Here is a 13,728-nt window from a genome sequence, read left to right as displayed (position 1 = left end):
AGGCGTCGGGGTGGTTATTCGACCACGCCCAGGACGTCGCTTTCCTTCATGATCAGGAGATCCTTGCCGTCGATCTTGACCTCGGTGCCCGACCACTTGCCGAACAGGATGCGGTCGCCAGCCTTGACGTCGAGCGGCTGGATCTTCCCGGAGTCGTCACGGGCGCCGGGGCCAACGGCGACGACTTCGCCTTCCTGCGGCTTTTCCTTGGCGGTGTCGGGGATGATGATCCCGCCCTTGGTCTTTTCTTCTTCCTCGACACGCTTCACGAGGACGCGGTCTCCCAGAGGACGAAACGCCATATTGAAAGTCTCCGTTCGGGACGTTTGAAATGCGGTGCGAAAACGCCCGGGGCCGACCATTAGCAGCCGAGGCCCCTGAGTGCTAACGCAGGGCGGAGGTAGGGACAGGGACGCTGGGAGTCAAGCGAGGCCGGGGCGTTTCGGATTCGGCTTTGTTCTCCAGCCCCCACCCAGATAGGGTCCGGCGCGAGGGAACCACCAGGAGATATATTTCATGCGCCGCTTAATCGCGCTCGCCGCGCTGTCGGCTATGGCTGTCGCCACGACCGCCCAGGCCGAGACTTGGAAGTCCTACGCCAAGACCCCCACGGGTCTCGAATGGTCCTATGACACCGACTATTCCTATCGCGACACCCAGACCGGCAAGGTCGTGGTCATGCAGGCCGTGGGCAAGCCCGGCGCCGAGCCGCGCATGGGGCCGTCAGGTCCTGGCAAGGCCGATGGCGTCGGCTTCGTCACCGCGATCGACTGCAAGAACAAGTCGCTGATCAGCCTCGGCGGCTATTCGCCGAAAAAGCCTTTGGAACTGTCGGGCAACTGGCGCACCGCCACGAGCGCCCTGGCCAAGAGCGCCGAGGACAAGGCGCTGGTCGAGAGCGCCTGCCAGGGCGCCGACCAGCTCACGGCGAAATAGGGCGGCGGGCCTGGCGGGTTGCTGACACGATCTGGCGTGTCGGTCGTTAGTCTCTCCAGCCATCCAAGCTGGAGGAGATCATATGCTTGATCATGTTGGACTGACGGTCAGCGACTTCGCCAAGGCCCGCGCCTTCTACGATGCTGCGCTGAAGCCGCTCGGCGTCGCCGTGGTGATGGAGGTCACGCCCGAAATGACGGGCGGCGGATCTCATGCCGGCTACGGCTCGGACGGAAAGCCATATTTCTGGATCGGCACGGGCAGCTCCCCCGGCCATGTCCACCTGGCGTTGGCGGCGCCCGACCGGGCCAGCGTCGACGCCTTCTACGCCGCGGCCATGGCGGCTGGCGGCGTCGACAACGGCCCGCCGGGCGTGCGGGCCGAATACCACCCGAACTACTACGGCGCCTTCGTGCTCGATCCGGACGGCCACAATATCGAGGCTGTCTGTCACACAGTCTAGCTAGGGCGACACGTGTCATGGCCGGGCTTGACCCGGCCATCGATCGACTCCGCCCGAGCGGTTCAGCGCAGCCTATCGACCGCCGCGGTTCAGACTTGTGTGAAAAATTGAAACGCTTGTTTGATTTTGGGCGAATATGCGCCAAAGCTAGCGGCCTATCGTCTGTCGCGAGACTGATGACACCGAATTTGGCCCTGGCGAGACGGGGCCGCGCGAATGAACCGCAGTGGGAGAGACCAGATGACCCAAGCCCAGGACAAGGCGCAGTCCAGCTTCAAGCTGAACCCGATGGACGAACTCAACGACCTGCGGATGAGCGAGAAGGCGATGCCGCTGCTCGAGCATGTGAAGCGGTTCATCAAAGAAACCGTCCAGCCAATGAGCGAAGAATTCCATCGCCTTGGCGAAGGCAAGACCGACATCTGGAGCTACGCGCCGGGTCAGCTCGAAGTGCTCGAAGTCGCCAAGGACAAGGCCAAGGCCGAGGGCCTCTGGAACTTCTTCCTGCCTGACGCCCACACCGGTGAAGGCCTGTCGAACCTCGATTACGCCTATATCGCCGTCGAGCTTGGCAAGAACCCGATGTCGTCGGAAGTGATGAACTGCGCCGCGCCCGACACCGGCAACATGGAAGTGTTGGAACGCGTCGGCACCCCGGCCCAGAAGAAGGAGTGGCTGGAGCCGCTGCTGGCCGGCAAGATCCGTTCGGCCTTCGCCATGACCGAGGTGAACGCCGCCTCGTCCGACGCCAAGAACATCAACACCCGCGCCACCCTGGTCGGCGATGAATACGTGATCAACGGCGAGAAGCACTACATCTCCGGCGCTGGCGACCCGCGCTGCAAGATCATGATCACCATGGTGCAGACCAGCCCGGACGGTCCTCCCCACCTGCGTCAGTCGCAGATCCTGGTGCCCACCGACGCGCCCGGCGTGAAGATCCTCGGCCCGATGAACGTCTTTGGCGATCCCGACGCGCCGCACGGCCACATGCACATCGTCTTCGACAATGTGCGGGTGCCGAAAGAAAACATGCTGCTGGGCGAGGGCCGCGGCTTCGAGATCAGCCAGCTGCGCCTCGGCCCCGGCCGGATCCACCACTGCATGCGCGCCATCGGCCAGGCTGAAAAGGCCCTGGACCTGCTGGTCACGCGCGGCCTGACCCGCGAGGCGTTCGGCAAGCCGATCATCCAGCTCGGCGGCAATATCGAGATCGTCAGCCGCGCTCGCATTGAAATTGAGGCCATGCGCCTGATGGTCCTGAAGGCCGCCAAGGCCATGGACGTGCTGCCGCGCGATGAGGCCCGGATCTGGATCCACATGGTCAAGGCCATGGTGCCGGAACGCGTCTGCCTGATCATCGACCAGGCTATCCAGATGCACGGCGCCCTCGGCGTCAGCCAGAAGACTCCGCTCGCCCGCATGTACACCTCCACCCGCACCCTGCGCCTGGCCGACGGCCCGGATGAGGTTCACCACATGGTGGTCGGCCGCAACGAGGTGCGCCAGTACCGCGAAATGCCGGCCGATCCGTCCACGGCGGCTGTCTTCCGGAACTAGTCTTTCGATCCGACCCTGTCGGTTTCGTGGAAAAGGCCCTGGCGTTCGCCGGGGCCTTTTTCTTTGCATGCGCTCAGCCCTCGACGGCCACGCTTGCGCGGGTGTAGACCGAACCACGTTCCTGGGATGTCAGGTCTGATCGCCAAGGCGCGATCCCTGGCTCGGAGACGAGCGCCTTCCTCCGGAGGGTGAGCGGGCGGACCCGCACTCTTTCGCGCGCGACGCGCAGCGGGTCCGTGACCGTGGGTGGCCTGTGTCCACCATCGGGGCGGGCCGCAACCCGGAGGACGACCCCTGTGAGCATTCCCGCGGCTCTTTTCATCATCATACTCGGCTTTGTCACGGCCACCTTGTCAGGTGTGTTCGGCATGGCCGGCGGCCTGGTTCTGATGGGCGGCCTGGCCCTAGTCCTGCCGGTGTCGGCGGCTTTCGTCACCCACGGCATACTGCAACTGGTGGTCAACGGTTGGCGCGCGATCCTGCACGCCAAGCACGTACGTTGGGACATTGTCGGCTGGTACGCTCTGGCCTCGGCCTTGGCGGGCGTGGCGGTGGCCCTGATCTCGCTCGTGCCTTCCAAGCCGGTGCTCTACCTGCTGATGGGCCTGGTGCCGGGCCTGCTGTGGCTGCCGCAGCGGATGATCAATCTGGACGCCGCCCACCCCCCGCAGGCATTCGTGTCCGGTTTGCTGGTCACGGGCCTGAACCTGACGGCCGGTGTCGCCGGGCCTCTGCTGGACCTCTTCTTCGTCCGCACCAGTCTGACCCGTCACGCCATCGTCGCCACCAAGGCCGCGACCCAGGTGTTCGCCCACCTGGCCAAGATCCTGGTCTATGGGGCGCCGCTCCTGACCAGCTCGTCACACGACATGCCGCCCTGGTGGATGTTCGCCCTGGCCGTGCCGCTGTCGATGGCGGGCACGGTGGTGGGAGGCCGCATCCTCGACCGCATGAACGATGTGGACTTCAAGAAGTGGACGAAGTGGATCGTGACTGCGATCGGCCTCCTCTATCTGCTCCAGGCGGCTCAATTGTTCGCACGAGGCGTTGGATGAAGATCGAGACCAAGATCCTGGAGAGCCGCTTCGTGCGGCTCGAACCGATGGGCGAGCAGCATCGCGAGGATCTGCGCGCGGCCTGCAACGCAGACCAGGCGATCTGGACCGAGCTCTACCCCTTCTCCTGGGCCGGCGAGCATTTTGATCCTACATGGGCCACGTTGACCGCCCACATCGCCGATGGGACGACAGTGAGCTTTGCGGTGATGGTGGAGGGGCGTTGCGTTGGGCTGACCTGCTTCAGCAGCATGGATAGCGCCAACGGCGTGCTGGAGATCGGTGGCACCTATTACCGGCCCGATGTGCGCGGCGGTGCGGTCAATCCCGCCGCCAAGCGGCTGATGATGGGCCACGCGTTCGAGTGTGGCGCTAGGCGCGCCGTCTACCGGGTCGATGCGATCAATCTGCGGTCGCGCGCCGCGGTGCTGAAGCTCGGGGCGGTGGAGGAGGCGTTGCTGCGGCAGGACCGCATCACCTGGACGGGCCGTATCCGCGACACGGTGCTCTTCTCGGTCCTCGACAGCGAATGGCCAGGCGTACGCGACGGCCTCGACGCGCGGCTGGCGGCGTTCGCAGCCTAGTCATCGTCATCCCCCGGATCGTCTTGCAGACGTCCGGAGGATGACGAGGTGGTGTTTTAGGCGCTGGCTGCGGTCTTTTCAGCCGCCGCCGGGAAGAACACCTCGGCAGCATGCTCGGCCACATCCTGAGCGGTGTAGGGCCGGCCCGGCTGGAAGCCGTCGGTCTGCACCATCTTGATCTCGCGCACGCCGCGCGAGGACACGCCTAACACCTTGCCGGTGTGATCGGCCGCCAGGTCGGAGGCCATGTAGAGGACGCCCGGCGCGATGTTCTCGGGCAGGGCCATGGCGTCCGGTTCCTTGTCGCGGAAGCCCGGCAGGTCGGAGGTCATGCGGGTGAAGGCGCCCGGCGCCAGGCCCATGACCCGGATGCCGTACTTGCGCCCCTCGATCGAGAGCACGCGCATGAAGCCATAGATCCCGGCCTTGGCCGCCCCGTAATTGGACTGGCCGAAGTTGCCGTAGAGGCCCGAGGTGGACGAGGTCATGATGATCGTGCCGGGCTTGCCGTTGTCCTTCATCCACTTCCAGACCGGCATGGTGCAGCAATAGGTGCCCTTCAGGTGCACCTTCACCACCAGGTCCCAGTCCTGTTCGGAGGTGTTGGCGAAGCTCTTGTCGCGCAGGATGCCGGCGTTGCAGACGAGGATGTCGACCTGGCCGAAATTGTCCAAGGCCGTCTTCAGGATGTTCTCGCCGCCCTGCATGGTCGATACGTCGTCGCCATTGGCGACAGCCCGGCCACCTGCGGCCACGATGTCGTTGACGACCTTCTGCGCCGCTGAGGTGTCCGCGCCCGAGCCGTCGCGCGGCCCGCCCAGGTCGTTGACCACGACCGCTGCGCCTTCCTTGGCGAAGAGCTTGGCGTAGGCCTCGCCCAATCCGCCGCCCGCGCCCGTAATGATGGCGACCTTACCGTCCAATAGACCCATGGGGGTTCCTCCTAATGATCTAATTTTCGGGCATCATCGGACGGAGGGTCTCGGGATGGCAAGCCATTCTCCTCTCCCCCTCGGCGAGAGGCCGGGTGAGGGGGCGCGGCCTATCCAACTGCATTCTGCGCATCAGAGGCGGCCCCAGAGCGGCGCTTGCGCCGCCCCCTCACCTAACCTCTCCCGTGGCAGAGGGATTGGAGGCGGCTTATTCGACCGGTCCGCGTTTCTTGCGCCGGGCGCGGAAGAAATCCTTCAGCAGGACCGAGCTCTCTTCCGCCAGCACCCCGCCGGTCACCGACGGCCGCCAGTGGCAGGTCGGCTGTTCGAAGAATTTCGGCCCATGGATCACCGCGCCGCCCTTCGGGTCCTCGGCGCCGAACACCACGCGGCCGATGCGGGCGTGGCTTATCGCCCCAGCACACATGGCGCAGGGCTCCAGGGTGACGACCAGCGTCAGGTCTGTCAGCCGGTAGTTTCCCAGCTTCCGGGCCGCCTCCCGTAAGGCCACGATCTCTGCGTGGGCGGTCGGATCGTGGCTGCCGATCGGGCCATTGGCCCCCACCGCGATGACTTCCTCAGTCGTTGGATCCACAATTACCGCCCCAACTGGAGTCTCTCCATTTGCGGCGGCGGCTTGCGCGGCTCGAAGCGCGATGCGCATGGTGCGTTGATCATGATCCACGACCCCCAACGAAACGATGAGACGGCCTCCGGTCAAGGTGAGCGCGTCGCAAAAGCCTTGGCGAGAGCCGGTGTTGCGTCCCGCCGCGATGTCGAAAAGCTGATTGAAGCTGGCCGCGTCGCCCTGAATGGCGCCGTTCTCACCACCCCGGCCGTCAAGGTCGAACCTGGCGATATCCTGACTGTGGACGGCGAGGTGGTCGAACAGGCCGAACCGACGCGCGTGTTCCGCTATCACAAGCCCGTCGATCTGCTGACCACGCACAAGGACCCGAAAGGGCGCCCGACCGTGTTCGACGCCCTGCCGCCTGGACTGCCTCGGCTGATCTCGGTCGGCCGCCTGGACATCAACTCCGAGGGTCTGCTGCTGCTCACCAACGACGGTGAGCTGGCGCGCGCGCTGGAGCAGCCAACGACCGGCCTGGTTCGCCGCTACCGCGTCCGCGCGCGGGGCCGCATCACCCAGCCCGAACTCGACAAGCTGAAGGACGGCGTCGTCGTCGAGGGCGTCCAGTACGGCCCGATCGACGCCAAGATCGACAAGGCCAAGGAAGGTCCGCAGGGCGCCAACATCTGGCTCACCGTGGTGCTGGCCGAGGGCAAGAACCGCGAAGTCCGCCGGGTGCTGAAGTCGCTGGGCCTGCTGGTCGGCCGGCTGATCCGCCTGTCCTACGGTCCGTTTTCGCTCGGTACGCTCGAGATGGGCCACATTGAGGAGGTGGGGCCCCGCGTGATCCGCGAACAGCTCGCCGAATATATCGACCCCGAGGACATGCCCACCGGCGACCGGCCGCTGTTCACCGGCAAGGCCGGCCCGTCCGGCCGCCGTGGCGTCAGCGCTCCGTCCGATGGCGTGCCAAAGCCCAAAGCCGTCTACAAGGCCGGCTGGGCGACCCCGAAGATCGAGGTCAAGGTCCACAGCGGCAAGGCGCGTCGCGCCCCGCGTCCCGGCCAGGATGACGCCCAGGTTCCGGTCGCGCCGCGCATGCGCTCCTCGCGTCTGGCTGAAGACAAGCCCGGCGGCATCCGGACCTTCACGCCGGGCCAGATTCCGGCCGTTACGCGTGATCGCCCGCCGCGCGCCGCCGGCAAGCCCATCTATGGCCGCGCCAAGAGCTTTGACGGCAAGCGCGACGATGGTCGTTCAGGCAATGCGCGCGGACCCAAGCTTTCGTCCGCCCCGCCGCGGTCCGGGGGCGAGCGTTCGAGTTCCCCCCGCTCGGCGAGCGGCGTCGACTATGTCCGCTCGGGCCCCCCGCGTGATGGCCCCGCACGTTCGGGCCCTCCGAGATCTGGTCCCCCGCGTTCAGGTCCGCCCCGCTCCGCTGCGGCCGGCGAGTCGTCGAGCTATACCCGTTCGGGTCCGCCCCGTTCGGGAGCGTCCGGTGGGGCTCCGCGTTCGGGTCCGCCGCGTGACGGCGCCGCACGCTCGGGTCCGCCGAGATCGGGGCCACCCCGCTCATCGAGCGGCGAAGGCTATGCCCGTTCCGGGCCTCCACGTTCTGAGGATGGTGCTTCCCGTTCTGGCCCGCCGCGCTCGGGGCCGCCCCGCGACGGCGCCGCAAGATCTGGCCCGCCAAGGTCCGGGCCGCCGCGCTCGGCGTCCTCGGATGGCGCTCCGCGCTCGGGCCCTCCGCGTTCAGGGCCGCCCCGCGACGGGGCCGCCCGCTCAGGTCCTCCGAGATCTGGTCCCCCGCGTTCGGGACCGCCCAAGGATGGCGCATACAAGTCCGGGCCGCCGCGCTCCGGTGCGCCACGTTCGGGGCCCCCGAAGTCGGGCGCTCCGCGTTCCGGTCCGCCTAGGTCCGCCCCGCCCAAATCTGGTCCGCCCAGGTCTGGCCCGCGCGGACCCAAGCGCGACTGATGCGGATCGTCTCCGGGGAATTTCGCGGCAAGGCGATCACCACGCCAGCCGGCGACAAAACACGTCCGACGTCGGACCGCGCGCGCCAGGCGGTGTTCAACATCCTTGAACACGCCGCCTGGTCGCCTGGGGTTCGCGACCTGCGGGTGATCGACCTATTCGCCGGCTCCGGCGCGCTGGGCTTCGAGGCCCTGTCGCGCGGCGCGGCCTTCTGCCTGTTCGTCGAAACCGACGAGCTGGCGCGCGGCGCGATCCGCCAGAATGTCGACGCCCTGGGACTGTTTGGCCGCACGCGCGTTCATCGTCGCGACGCGACCGATTTGGGGGTCCGCCCCGGCGCGGACGGTCCGGCCTTCAATCTGGCCTTCCTCGACCCGCCCTATGGCAAGGGGCTGGGGGAAACCTCGTTGGTCCGTTTGGCCGAAGGCGGCTGGCTGGCTGATGGGGCTGTGGTGATGTTCGAGCGTGGCTCCGACGAGCCGGATTTCGCGGTCGATGGCTTCGAAAAATTGGACGCGCGCGACTATGGCGCCGCGCGCGTCCACTTCCTCAGGTTCTCACCAGGCTTTCATTGAGGTCCGGTTGTCGAGCTGACTGCGGAGATTGAGCAGGCCTTCCCTGGTGATGAGGTAAGGCTTGCCGTCCCGGCTGGCGATCAGCCGCTTCTTCTTCAGGCTCTTGAAGACAAGCAGATCGCAGTCGCTCAGCGCCCACCCGTCGCGGGTGATGCACTCGGCGGCGATCAGATCGCCGCGTTCATTGCGCTCAATGACGATCTTGCCCCCTTGAGCCAGGGCGTGCAGCGTCCGTTGCTGCGGTTTCGAGATGTTCAATGGAATGTCCGACGTTCAGGCGTGACGAGACGCACCCGCCCAGGTCCCTGGGGACCGCGGGTACGAACGAACGGACCTGACAGCCGATTTTAGGCGAGGACGCCGGTTCGGCGGTTAGGCCCGGGCCTCGAACGCAATCTCAGACATAATCTCTTTCCTGGCGGAGGTTGCGATCATGGCGAAACCGCGCGCCGACGTCCAGTTTCCAGCGGCGCGCGGCGCAAACACCCGATTGACCTGGTCCCTGGGACCGCCCCGATAAGCAGAGCGGTCAGCCAACAACGAGGTGATTCGTGAGCTCTTCCGCCCAGTTCCTGAACCCGTCGCAGGCCGCTCGGCGGCTCGGCGTCTCGACAAAAGCCCTGCGGCTCTACGAACAGCGCGGCCTAGTCGACCCGGCTCGCACCGCCACCGGTTGGCGGGGCTATGGCCCAGATGACATGGCGCGGGCCAATGAGATCGTGGCCTTGCGCACCCTTGGCCTAAGCCTGGCTCAGGTGGCGCGGGTGCTGGCCGGTGATCCCCAAGGTTTGGAGCCGGCCCTGGCCGCGCATCAGGCGACCCTCGAAGAGCGGCTGCGCCAGATCGCCGACACCGTCGAAAAGGTCCGGGGCGTGCGGGCGGATCTTGCGCTGGGGCAGGCGCCGGCCGCGGGTGAGGTGGCGCGGCTGCTGGAGAGCGGGCTGAGCGTCGCCTTCGATCTCCCCTGGCCCTGGGGCGGCGAGCGGTTTGAGCTGCGGGACATCCGCCCGCTGAACTACATCACTGGTCCGCTGGGCTGCGGAAAGACCCGGCTGGCCATGCGCCTGGCTGAGATCCTGCCCGGCGCCGCGTTTCTGGGTCTGGAGCGATCGGCGGATGGCGGGGCTGGCGCGCGGGCTCGTCTCGTTGCGGATCTGGACCTGAAGTCGCGGGTCGATCAGGTGCTGGCCTGGCTCACTGAAGACGGCGCCACAATATCTGAGGCCTTGCTGGCGCTGCTGGTCGAGCTGGAGCCCGCTGGAGCCGGCGCCCTGGTCGTCGACATGGTGGAGCAGGGGTTGGACGAGCCAACCCAGGAAGCGCTGATCGCCTACCTGCGCCGCCGCCGACCAGACGCCCGTCCGCTTTTCCTGATGACCCGATCCTGCGCGATTCTCGACCTGGCGGCGGTGGGGCCTGGCGAGACGATCATCTTCTGCCCGGCCAACCACAGTCCGCCGATCTGCGTGATCCCCCATCCCGGCGCCCCAGGCTACGAAGCCGTCGCCACCTGCCTTGCTCCCAACGAGGTGCGAGCGCGGACGGAAGGCATGGTCGCCTGGCGGCCGCTTTCTCATTGAGCCGTCTTGGATATCGAAATGCTTAAAGTGTATATTCAATACAATTGATAATGACATTTATATGTACATTTTATAACAGTGTAGTTGTGGTGAGTTATAATAATTGAGCGCGAGATTCACTCGTCATTAGTCGAGCTTGTCTAAAGCCCCGCTTGAAACGCGGAAGGCTTCCTGATGAGCGCCATTCTCCTCGACCTGATTCAGCCGGTGGCGCCGATCTCGCCGCAGACTCTGGGGCAGGACGTCTACGACCGCTTTCAGGCCGAGCCGGAGACCCTGGCCATCGCGGTCGTGGACGCTGAGGGGCGGCCCGTGGGCCTGGTGGAACGCAACGCGTTCTTCGTGGCCATGGCTGCGCACTATGGCCGGGCGCTCTACGGATTGCGCCCGGTCTCGCTGTTGATGAATCCCAATCCCCTGACCGCCGAGGGCGACACCGACGTGGCGGAGTTCTGCGGCGAGGTGCTGGCCGAACGCTCCGACGAGGTGATGAAGGGGTTCGTGGTTGTCAGCGGCGGACGCTACGCCGGCGTCGGCTCCACCCTGTCGTTGCTGAAGGCGACCAGCGCAGCGAACCGGGCCCACGCCGAAGAGATGACCCGGCTGGCCGAGACCTTGAATCAGGCGAGGCTTGAGGCTCAGAGCGCCCTGACCGCCAAGTCGCAGTTCCTGGCCGTGATGAGCCACGAGATCCGCACGCCGCTGAACGGGGTGCTGGCCATCGCCGACATCCTGGAGCGTAAGCTGAGCGATGCAAGCCTGCAGCCCTATGTGGCGACGATCCAGGACTCCGGCCAGACCTTGCTGCGCCTGCTGACCGATGCGCTTGACCTGACGCGAGCCGACGCCGGGCAACTGGAGTTGTCGGAGGACGGCTTCTGCGTGCCGGCCCTGCTCGACGACCTTGCAGCCCTTTGGTCGGCGCGGGCCGAACTGAAAGGGTTGAGCCTGGTCTTTTCCTATGACGGAGCCCCAGGCCAGTGGGCGCTGGGTGACGCGGTGCGGATCAAGCAGGTGTTTAACAACCTGATCGGCAACGCCTTGAAATTCACCCGGCAGGGCGGTGTCGAGGTGGCGCTACGGGTGCGGCGAGAGGACATCCATGTCCACTTGGAGGGCGCGGTGCGCGACACGGGGGTCGGTATTCCCGATCAGCGCCTGGCCACCATCTTCGAACCTTTCAGCCAGACCGAGGCCGGCGTGCGCGAGGGCGGGGCGGGCCTGGGCCTATCGATCTGCCGCCAACTGGTCGCCCAGATGGGCGGAACGATCGAAGCGCGCGGCAACGTCAGCGCCGGCACGACCTTCCGGTTCGAGTTCCCGCTGTTCGACGTGCCCGCGCCGACCGGCGAGGAAGCGGCGGTCGAGCAAGATCTGACAGTGGCCGCTCCTGGTGGCCTGCATGTCCTGATCGCCGACGACAACGCCACCAACCGGCTGGTGGCCGAGACGCTGTGCGCGATGTTCGGCTGCACCTGCGAAACCGTCGAGGACGGCGAGCAGGCCGTCAGCGCGGCCGCCAGCGGCCGGTTCGATCTGGTGCTGATGGATATCAAGATGCCGAACCTCGATGGCGTCGGCGCCACCCGTCGCATCCGCGCGATGGCCGGCCCGGCCGCCCAGGTTCCAATCTTGGCTCTGACCGCCAACGCCGATCCCTGGGACGCGGCGAGCTATCTTTCCCAGGGAATGGACGGGGTGATCGAGAAGCCGATCAAGGCCGAACGCCTGCTTACGGCCATCAACGCCGTGTTCGCCGACGAGACCCGGCGGGTGGCCGCCTGAGGTTGCGCGTGCCTGCGGCTTAGGCGAGGGTCTGCGCCTTCGAAGCGGCCGGGAGGGCGCAGATGGCGGGCTACAAGGATCGGCTGCAGGCCGATCTGGACAGATGGATCGACCAGGGGCTGGTTCCGGCCGGCAATCGCACCGCGATCTTGTCCAGCGTGGCCGACGGCCGGCGCGTGGACGCCTCGGTCGCCCTGGCGGTGATCGGCGCTCTGCTGCTTGGCGTGGCCGCCATCGCCTTTATCGCGGCCAACTGGGACGTCATCCCGAGGTTGGCGCGGTTCGGCCTGATCCTTTCGCTCTTCTTGGCCGTGATCGGGGCGGCGACCTGGTCGGCCAGGGACGGCGCGCGTCCGATCCTGACCAACACCCTTCTCAGCGTCGCGGCGCTGATCTATGCCGGCGCCATCGGCCTGACCGGCCAGATTTTCGACATCGCCGGCGACCCACAGCGGGCTTTGCGCAGCGCCGGGCTGGCGGCGGCGCTACTCGCTGTCGCCGGACGCTCCAGCGGCGCGGGCGTCGCGGCGCTGGCCCTGATCGGCCTTGGCGAGTTCGCTGGTGGGTTCGAGACGGGGACCAGCCGCTGGCTGATCTTCGCCGCGCCGGTCGGCATGGCCCTGGCTTGGTTTTGGAATTCCAAGCCGCTGGCTCACATGGCTGCTCTCTCCCTGATCGTCGGCCTGCTCTCGGCGCTGTCGTTCTATGAACAGACCTGGGGCGCGGCAGGCTTGATCGGCGGCGGCGTCGTGCTGGCTTGCCTAGCGGGCGCGGCGCGCCAGGCGCCCGACCGGAGCACGGCGAACATCTTCTTTCTGTGGTTTGTCTGGGGCGCCCTGGCGCTGTTTGCTGTCGGCGGCTTCGACGAGATCAAGGGCGGCTATCTGATCGCTCACCGGGCCGCGTGGCTGGTGCTGGCGGCGGGTGTCATCGCGCTCGGCATGCACGATCGCCAGAGCATGATCACGGCGGCTGGCGTGGTGGCGATGATCGCCGGGGTCTGCACGATCCTCTTCGATCTTGGCCTTGGCCTGATGACGGCGGCGGGCCTGTTCGCCGCCTGCGCCCTGATCGCCCTGGTCGCGGGCTTCCTGACCCGCTCACGCAAGGTGGCGGCATGATCAGACAGTTCCCCGCCCGCATACTTGGCGCCGGCCTGCTGCTGGTCGCCATGCTCGTCGGTCTGGTCATCTTCGAGAGCCGCGCCCGCACGGCCGGTAAGGAGGTAGTGCTGGCCATGGAGGCGATCGATCCGCGCAATTTGCTGACCGGCCACTATGTCTCGCTGCGTCTGACCCAGGCGCTGCCGCCTGGCCAATCCTGCCCGCCGCGCACCCAGCCGTTCAGCGAAGGCGGGTGGTTGGCCTTGCGCGCCGACGGCGCCCACCACCGGTTCGTGGGCGCTGGCCCAACGGGTGAGGCTGCCACGGCCAGCGGCGGCGACGTGCTGATCCGGGGCGGGGTCTATTGTTCGCGGGTGGCGGTCGGCGAGGCCGGCCAGAGCCGCGAGGCCGTGACCCTCGATATCGGCGTCGACCGCTTCCACGCCGGCCAGGATCAGGCCGAGGCGATGGAAAAGGTTCTACGGGATCGTCGCGATCCGGCCGCCGCGCCGGCCTTCGCGGTGGTGTCGGTCGGAGATGACGGCCGCGCCCGCCTGAAGGGCGTCATCCTCGACGGGAAGCGCACCGATCTGGATTGGTGGTGAGC

Annotated in this window: 15 protein-coding genes; 11 read left to right on the top strand and 4 right to left on the bottom strand. The window is 66.8% G+C overall.

Features of this window, described 5'->3' with window-relative positions:
• Nucleotides 1–14 precede the first annotated feature (14 nt).
• Nucleotides 15–302: a co-chaperone GroES gene (groES, locus tag Q8M13_RS18985; RefSeq protein ID WP_293405745.1), complete on the bottom strand. Its 288-nt coding sequence runs from the start codon at nucleotides 300–302 to the stop codon at nucleotides 15–17.
• A 214-nt stretch (nucleotides 303–516) separates the two neighbouring features.
• On the opposite strand from groES, the gene Q8M13_RS18980 reads away from it, so the two are divergent.
• From Q8M13_RS18980 to Q8M13_RS18960, 5 genes are all read left to right on the top strand, one after another.
• A complete protein-coding gene (locus Q8M13_RS18980; RefSeq protein WP_305301744.1) occupies nucleotides 517–936 on the top strand; it encodes a hypothetical protein in 420 nt (139 codons plus the stop codon).
• 82 nt (nucleotides 937–1,018) lie between these two features.
• Nucleotides 1,019–1,399, top strand: a complete 381-nt coding sequence (locus tag Q8M13_RS18975; protein WP_305301743.1) for a VOC family protein — start codon at nucleotides 1,019–1,021, stop codon at nucleotides 1,397–1,399.
• Nucleotides 1,400–1,639: 240 nt separating this feature from the next.
• A complete protein-coding gene (locus Q8M13_RS18970) occupies nucleotides 1,640–2,959 on the top strand; it encodes an acyl-CoA dehydrogenase family protein (protein WP_305301742.1) in 1,320 nt (439 codons plus the stop codon).
• 296 nt (nucleotides 2,960–3,255) lie between these two features.
• The gene (locus tag Q8M13_RS18965; protein WP_305301740.1) at nucleotides 3,256–4,014 is read left to right on the top strand and encodes a sulfite exporter TauE/SafE family protein; all 759 of its coding nucleotides are present in this window, start codon (nucleotides 3,256–3,258) and stop codon (nucleotides 4,012–4,014) included.
• A complete protein-coding gene (locus tag Q8M13_RS18960) occupies nucleotides 4,011–4,598 on the top strand; it encodes a GNAT family N-acetyltransferase (protein WP_305301738.1) in 588 nt (195 codons plus the stop codon). Before Q8M13_RS18965 ends, Q8M13_RS18960 begins: the two co-directional genes overlap by 4 nt.
• 56 nt (nucleotides 4,599–4,654) lie before the next feature.
• Here Q8M13_RS18960 and Q8M13_RS18955 read toward each other — a convergent pair whose 3' ends face one another.
• Complete coding sequence (locus Q8M13_RS18955; RefSeq protein ID WP_305301737.1) at nucleotides 4,655–5,530, bottom strand: SDR family oxidoreductase; 876 nt, start codon at nucleotides 5,528–5,530, stop codon at nucleotides 4,655–4,657.
• Between the two features lie 208 nt (nucleotides 5,531–5,738).
• On the bottom strand, nucleotides 5,739–6,194 hold the full coding sequence (gene tadA / locus Q8M13_RS18950) for a tRNA adenosine(34) deaminase TadA (protein WP_370870106.1): 456 nt from the start codon (nucleotides 6,192–6,194) through the stop codon (nucleotides 5,739–5,741).
• Nucleotides 6,195–6,206: 12 nt separating this feature from the next.
• Here tadA and Q8M13_RS21090 point away from each other — a divergent pair, with 12 nt between their 5' ends.
• Nucleotides 6,207–8,078 (top strand): pseudouridine synthase, encoded by a 1,872-nt coding sequence (locus Q8M13_RS21090; protein WP_370870105.1) that lies wholly within the window; start codon nucleotides 6,207–6,209, stop codon nucleotides 8,076–8,078.
• Nucleotides 8,078–8,653 carry a 16S rRNA (guanine(966)-N(2))-methyltransferase RsmD gene (gene rsmD / locus Q8M13_RS18940; RefSeq protein ID WP_305301736.1) on the top strand — a complete coding sequence of 192 codons (576 nt, stop codon included), beginning with the start codon at nucleotides 8,078–8,080 and terminating at the stop codon, nucleotides 8,651–8,653. Before Q8M13_RS21090 ends, rsmD begins: the two co-directional genes overlap by 1 nt.
• On the opposite strand, the gene Q8M13_RS18935 is transcribed toward rsmD, so the two are convergent.
• Nucleotides 8,636–8,911 (bottom strand): YjhX family toxin, encoded by a 276-nt coding sequence (locus Q8M13_RS18935; RefSeq protein WP_305301735.1) that lies wholly within the window; start codon nucleotides 8,909–8,911, stop codon nucleotides 8,636–8,638. The genes rsmD and Q8M13_RS18935 overlap by 18 nt on opposite strands.
• A 293-nt stretch (nucleotides 8,912–9,204) precedes the next feature.
• Between Q8M13_RS18935 and Q8M13_RS18930 the strand changes: the two genes are divergently transcribed.
• From Q8M13_RS18930 to Q8M13_RS18915, 4 genes are all read left to right on the top strand, one after another.
• On the top strand, nucleotides 9,205–10,233 hold the full coding sequence (locus Q8M13_RS18930; RefSeq protein ID WP_305301734.1) for a MerR family transcriptional regulator: 1,029 nt from the start codon (nucleotides 9,205–9,207) through the stop codon (nucleotides 10,231–10,233).
• Nucleotides 10,234–10,407: 174 nt separating this feature from the next.
• A complete protein-coding gene (locus tag Q8M13_RS18925; RefSeq protein WP_305301733.1) occupies nucleotides 10,408–12,018 on the top strand; it encodes an ATP-binding protein in 1,611 nt (536 codons plus the stop codon).
• 62 nt (nucleotides 12,019–12,080) lie between these two features.
• The gene (locus Q8M13_RS18920) at nucleotides 12,081–13,139 is read left to right on the top strand and encodes a DUF2157 domain-containing protein (protein ID WP_305301732.1); all 1,059 of its coding nucleotides are present in this window, start codon (nucleotides 12,081–12,083) and stop codon (nucleotides 13,137–13,139) included.
• Entirely contained in the window at nucleotides 13,136–13,726 is a 591-nt protein-coding gene (locus Q8M13_RS18915) for a GDYXXLXY domain-containing protein (RefSeq protein ID WP_305301731.1), read from the top strand. The genes Q8M13_RS18920 and Q8M13_RS18915 overlap by 4 nt, the downstream gene beginning before the upstream one ends.
• Nucleotides 13,727–13,728: the final 2 nt, after the last annotated feature.

This window comes from Phenylobacterium sp., assembly GCF_030681155.1.
Lineage (GTDB): Bacteria > Pseudomonadota > Alphaproteobacteria > Caulobacterales > Caulobacteraceae > Phenylobacterium.
Note: the sequence above shows the minus strand (reverse complement) of the source record. Positions and strands in the feature narration are given on the sequence as shown.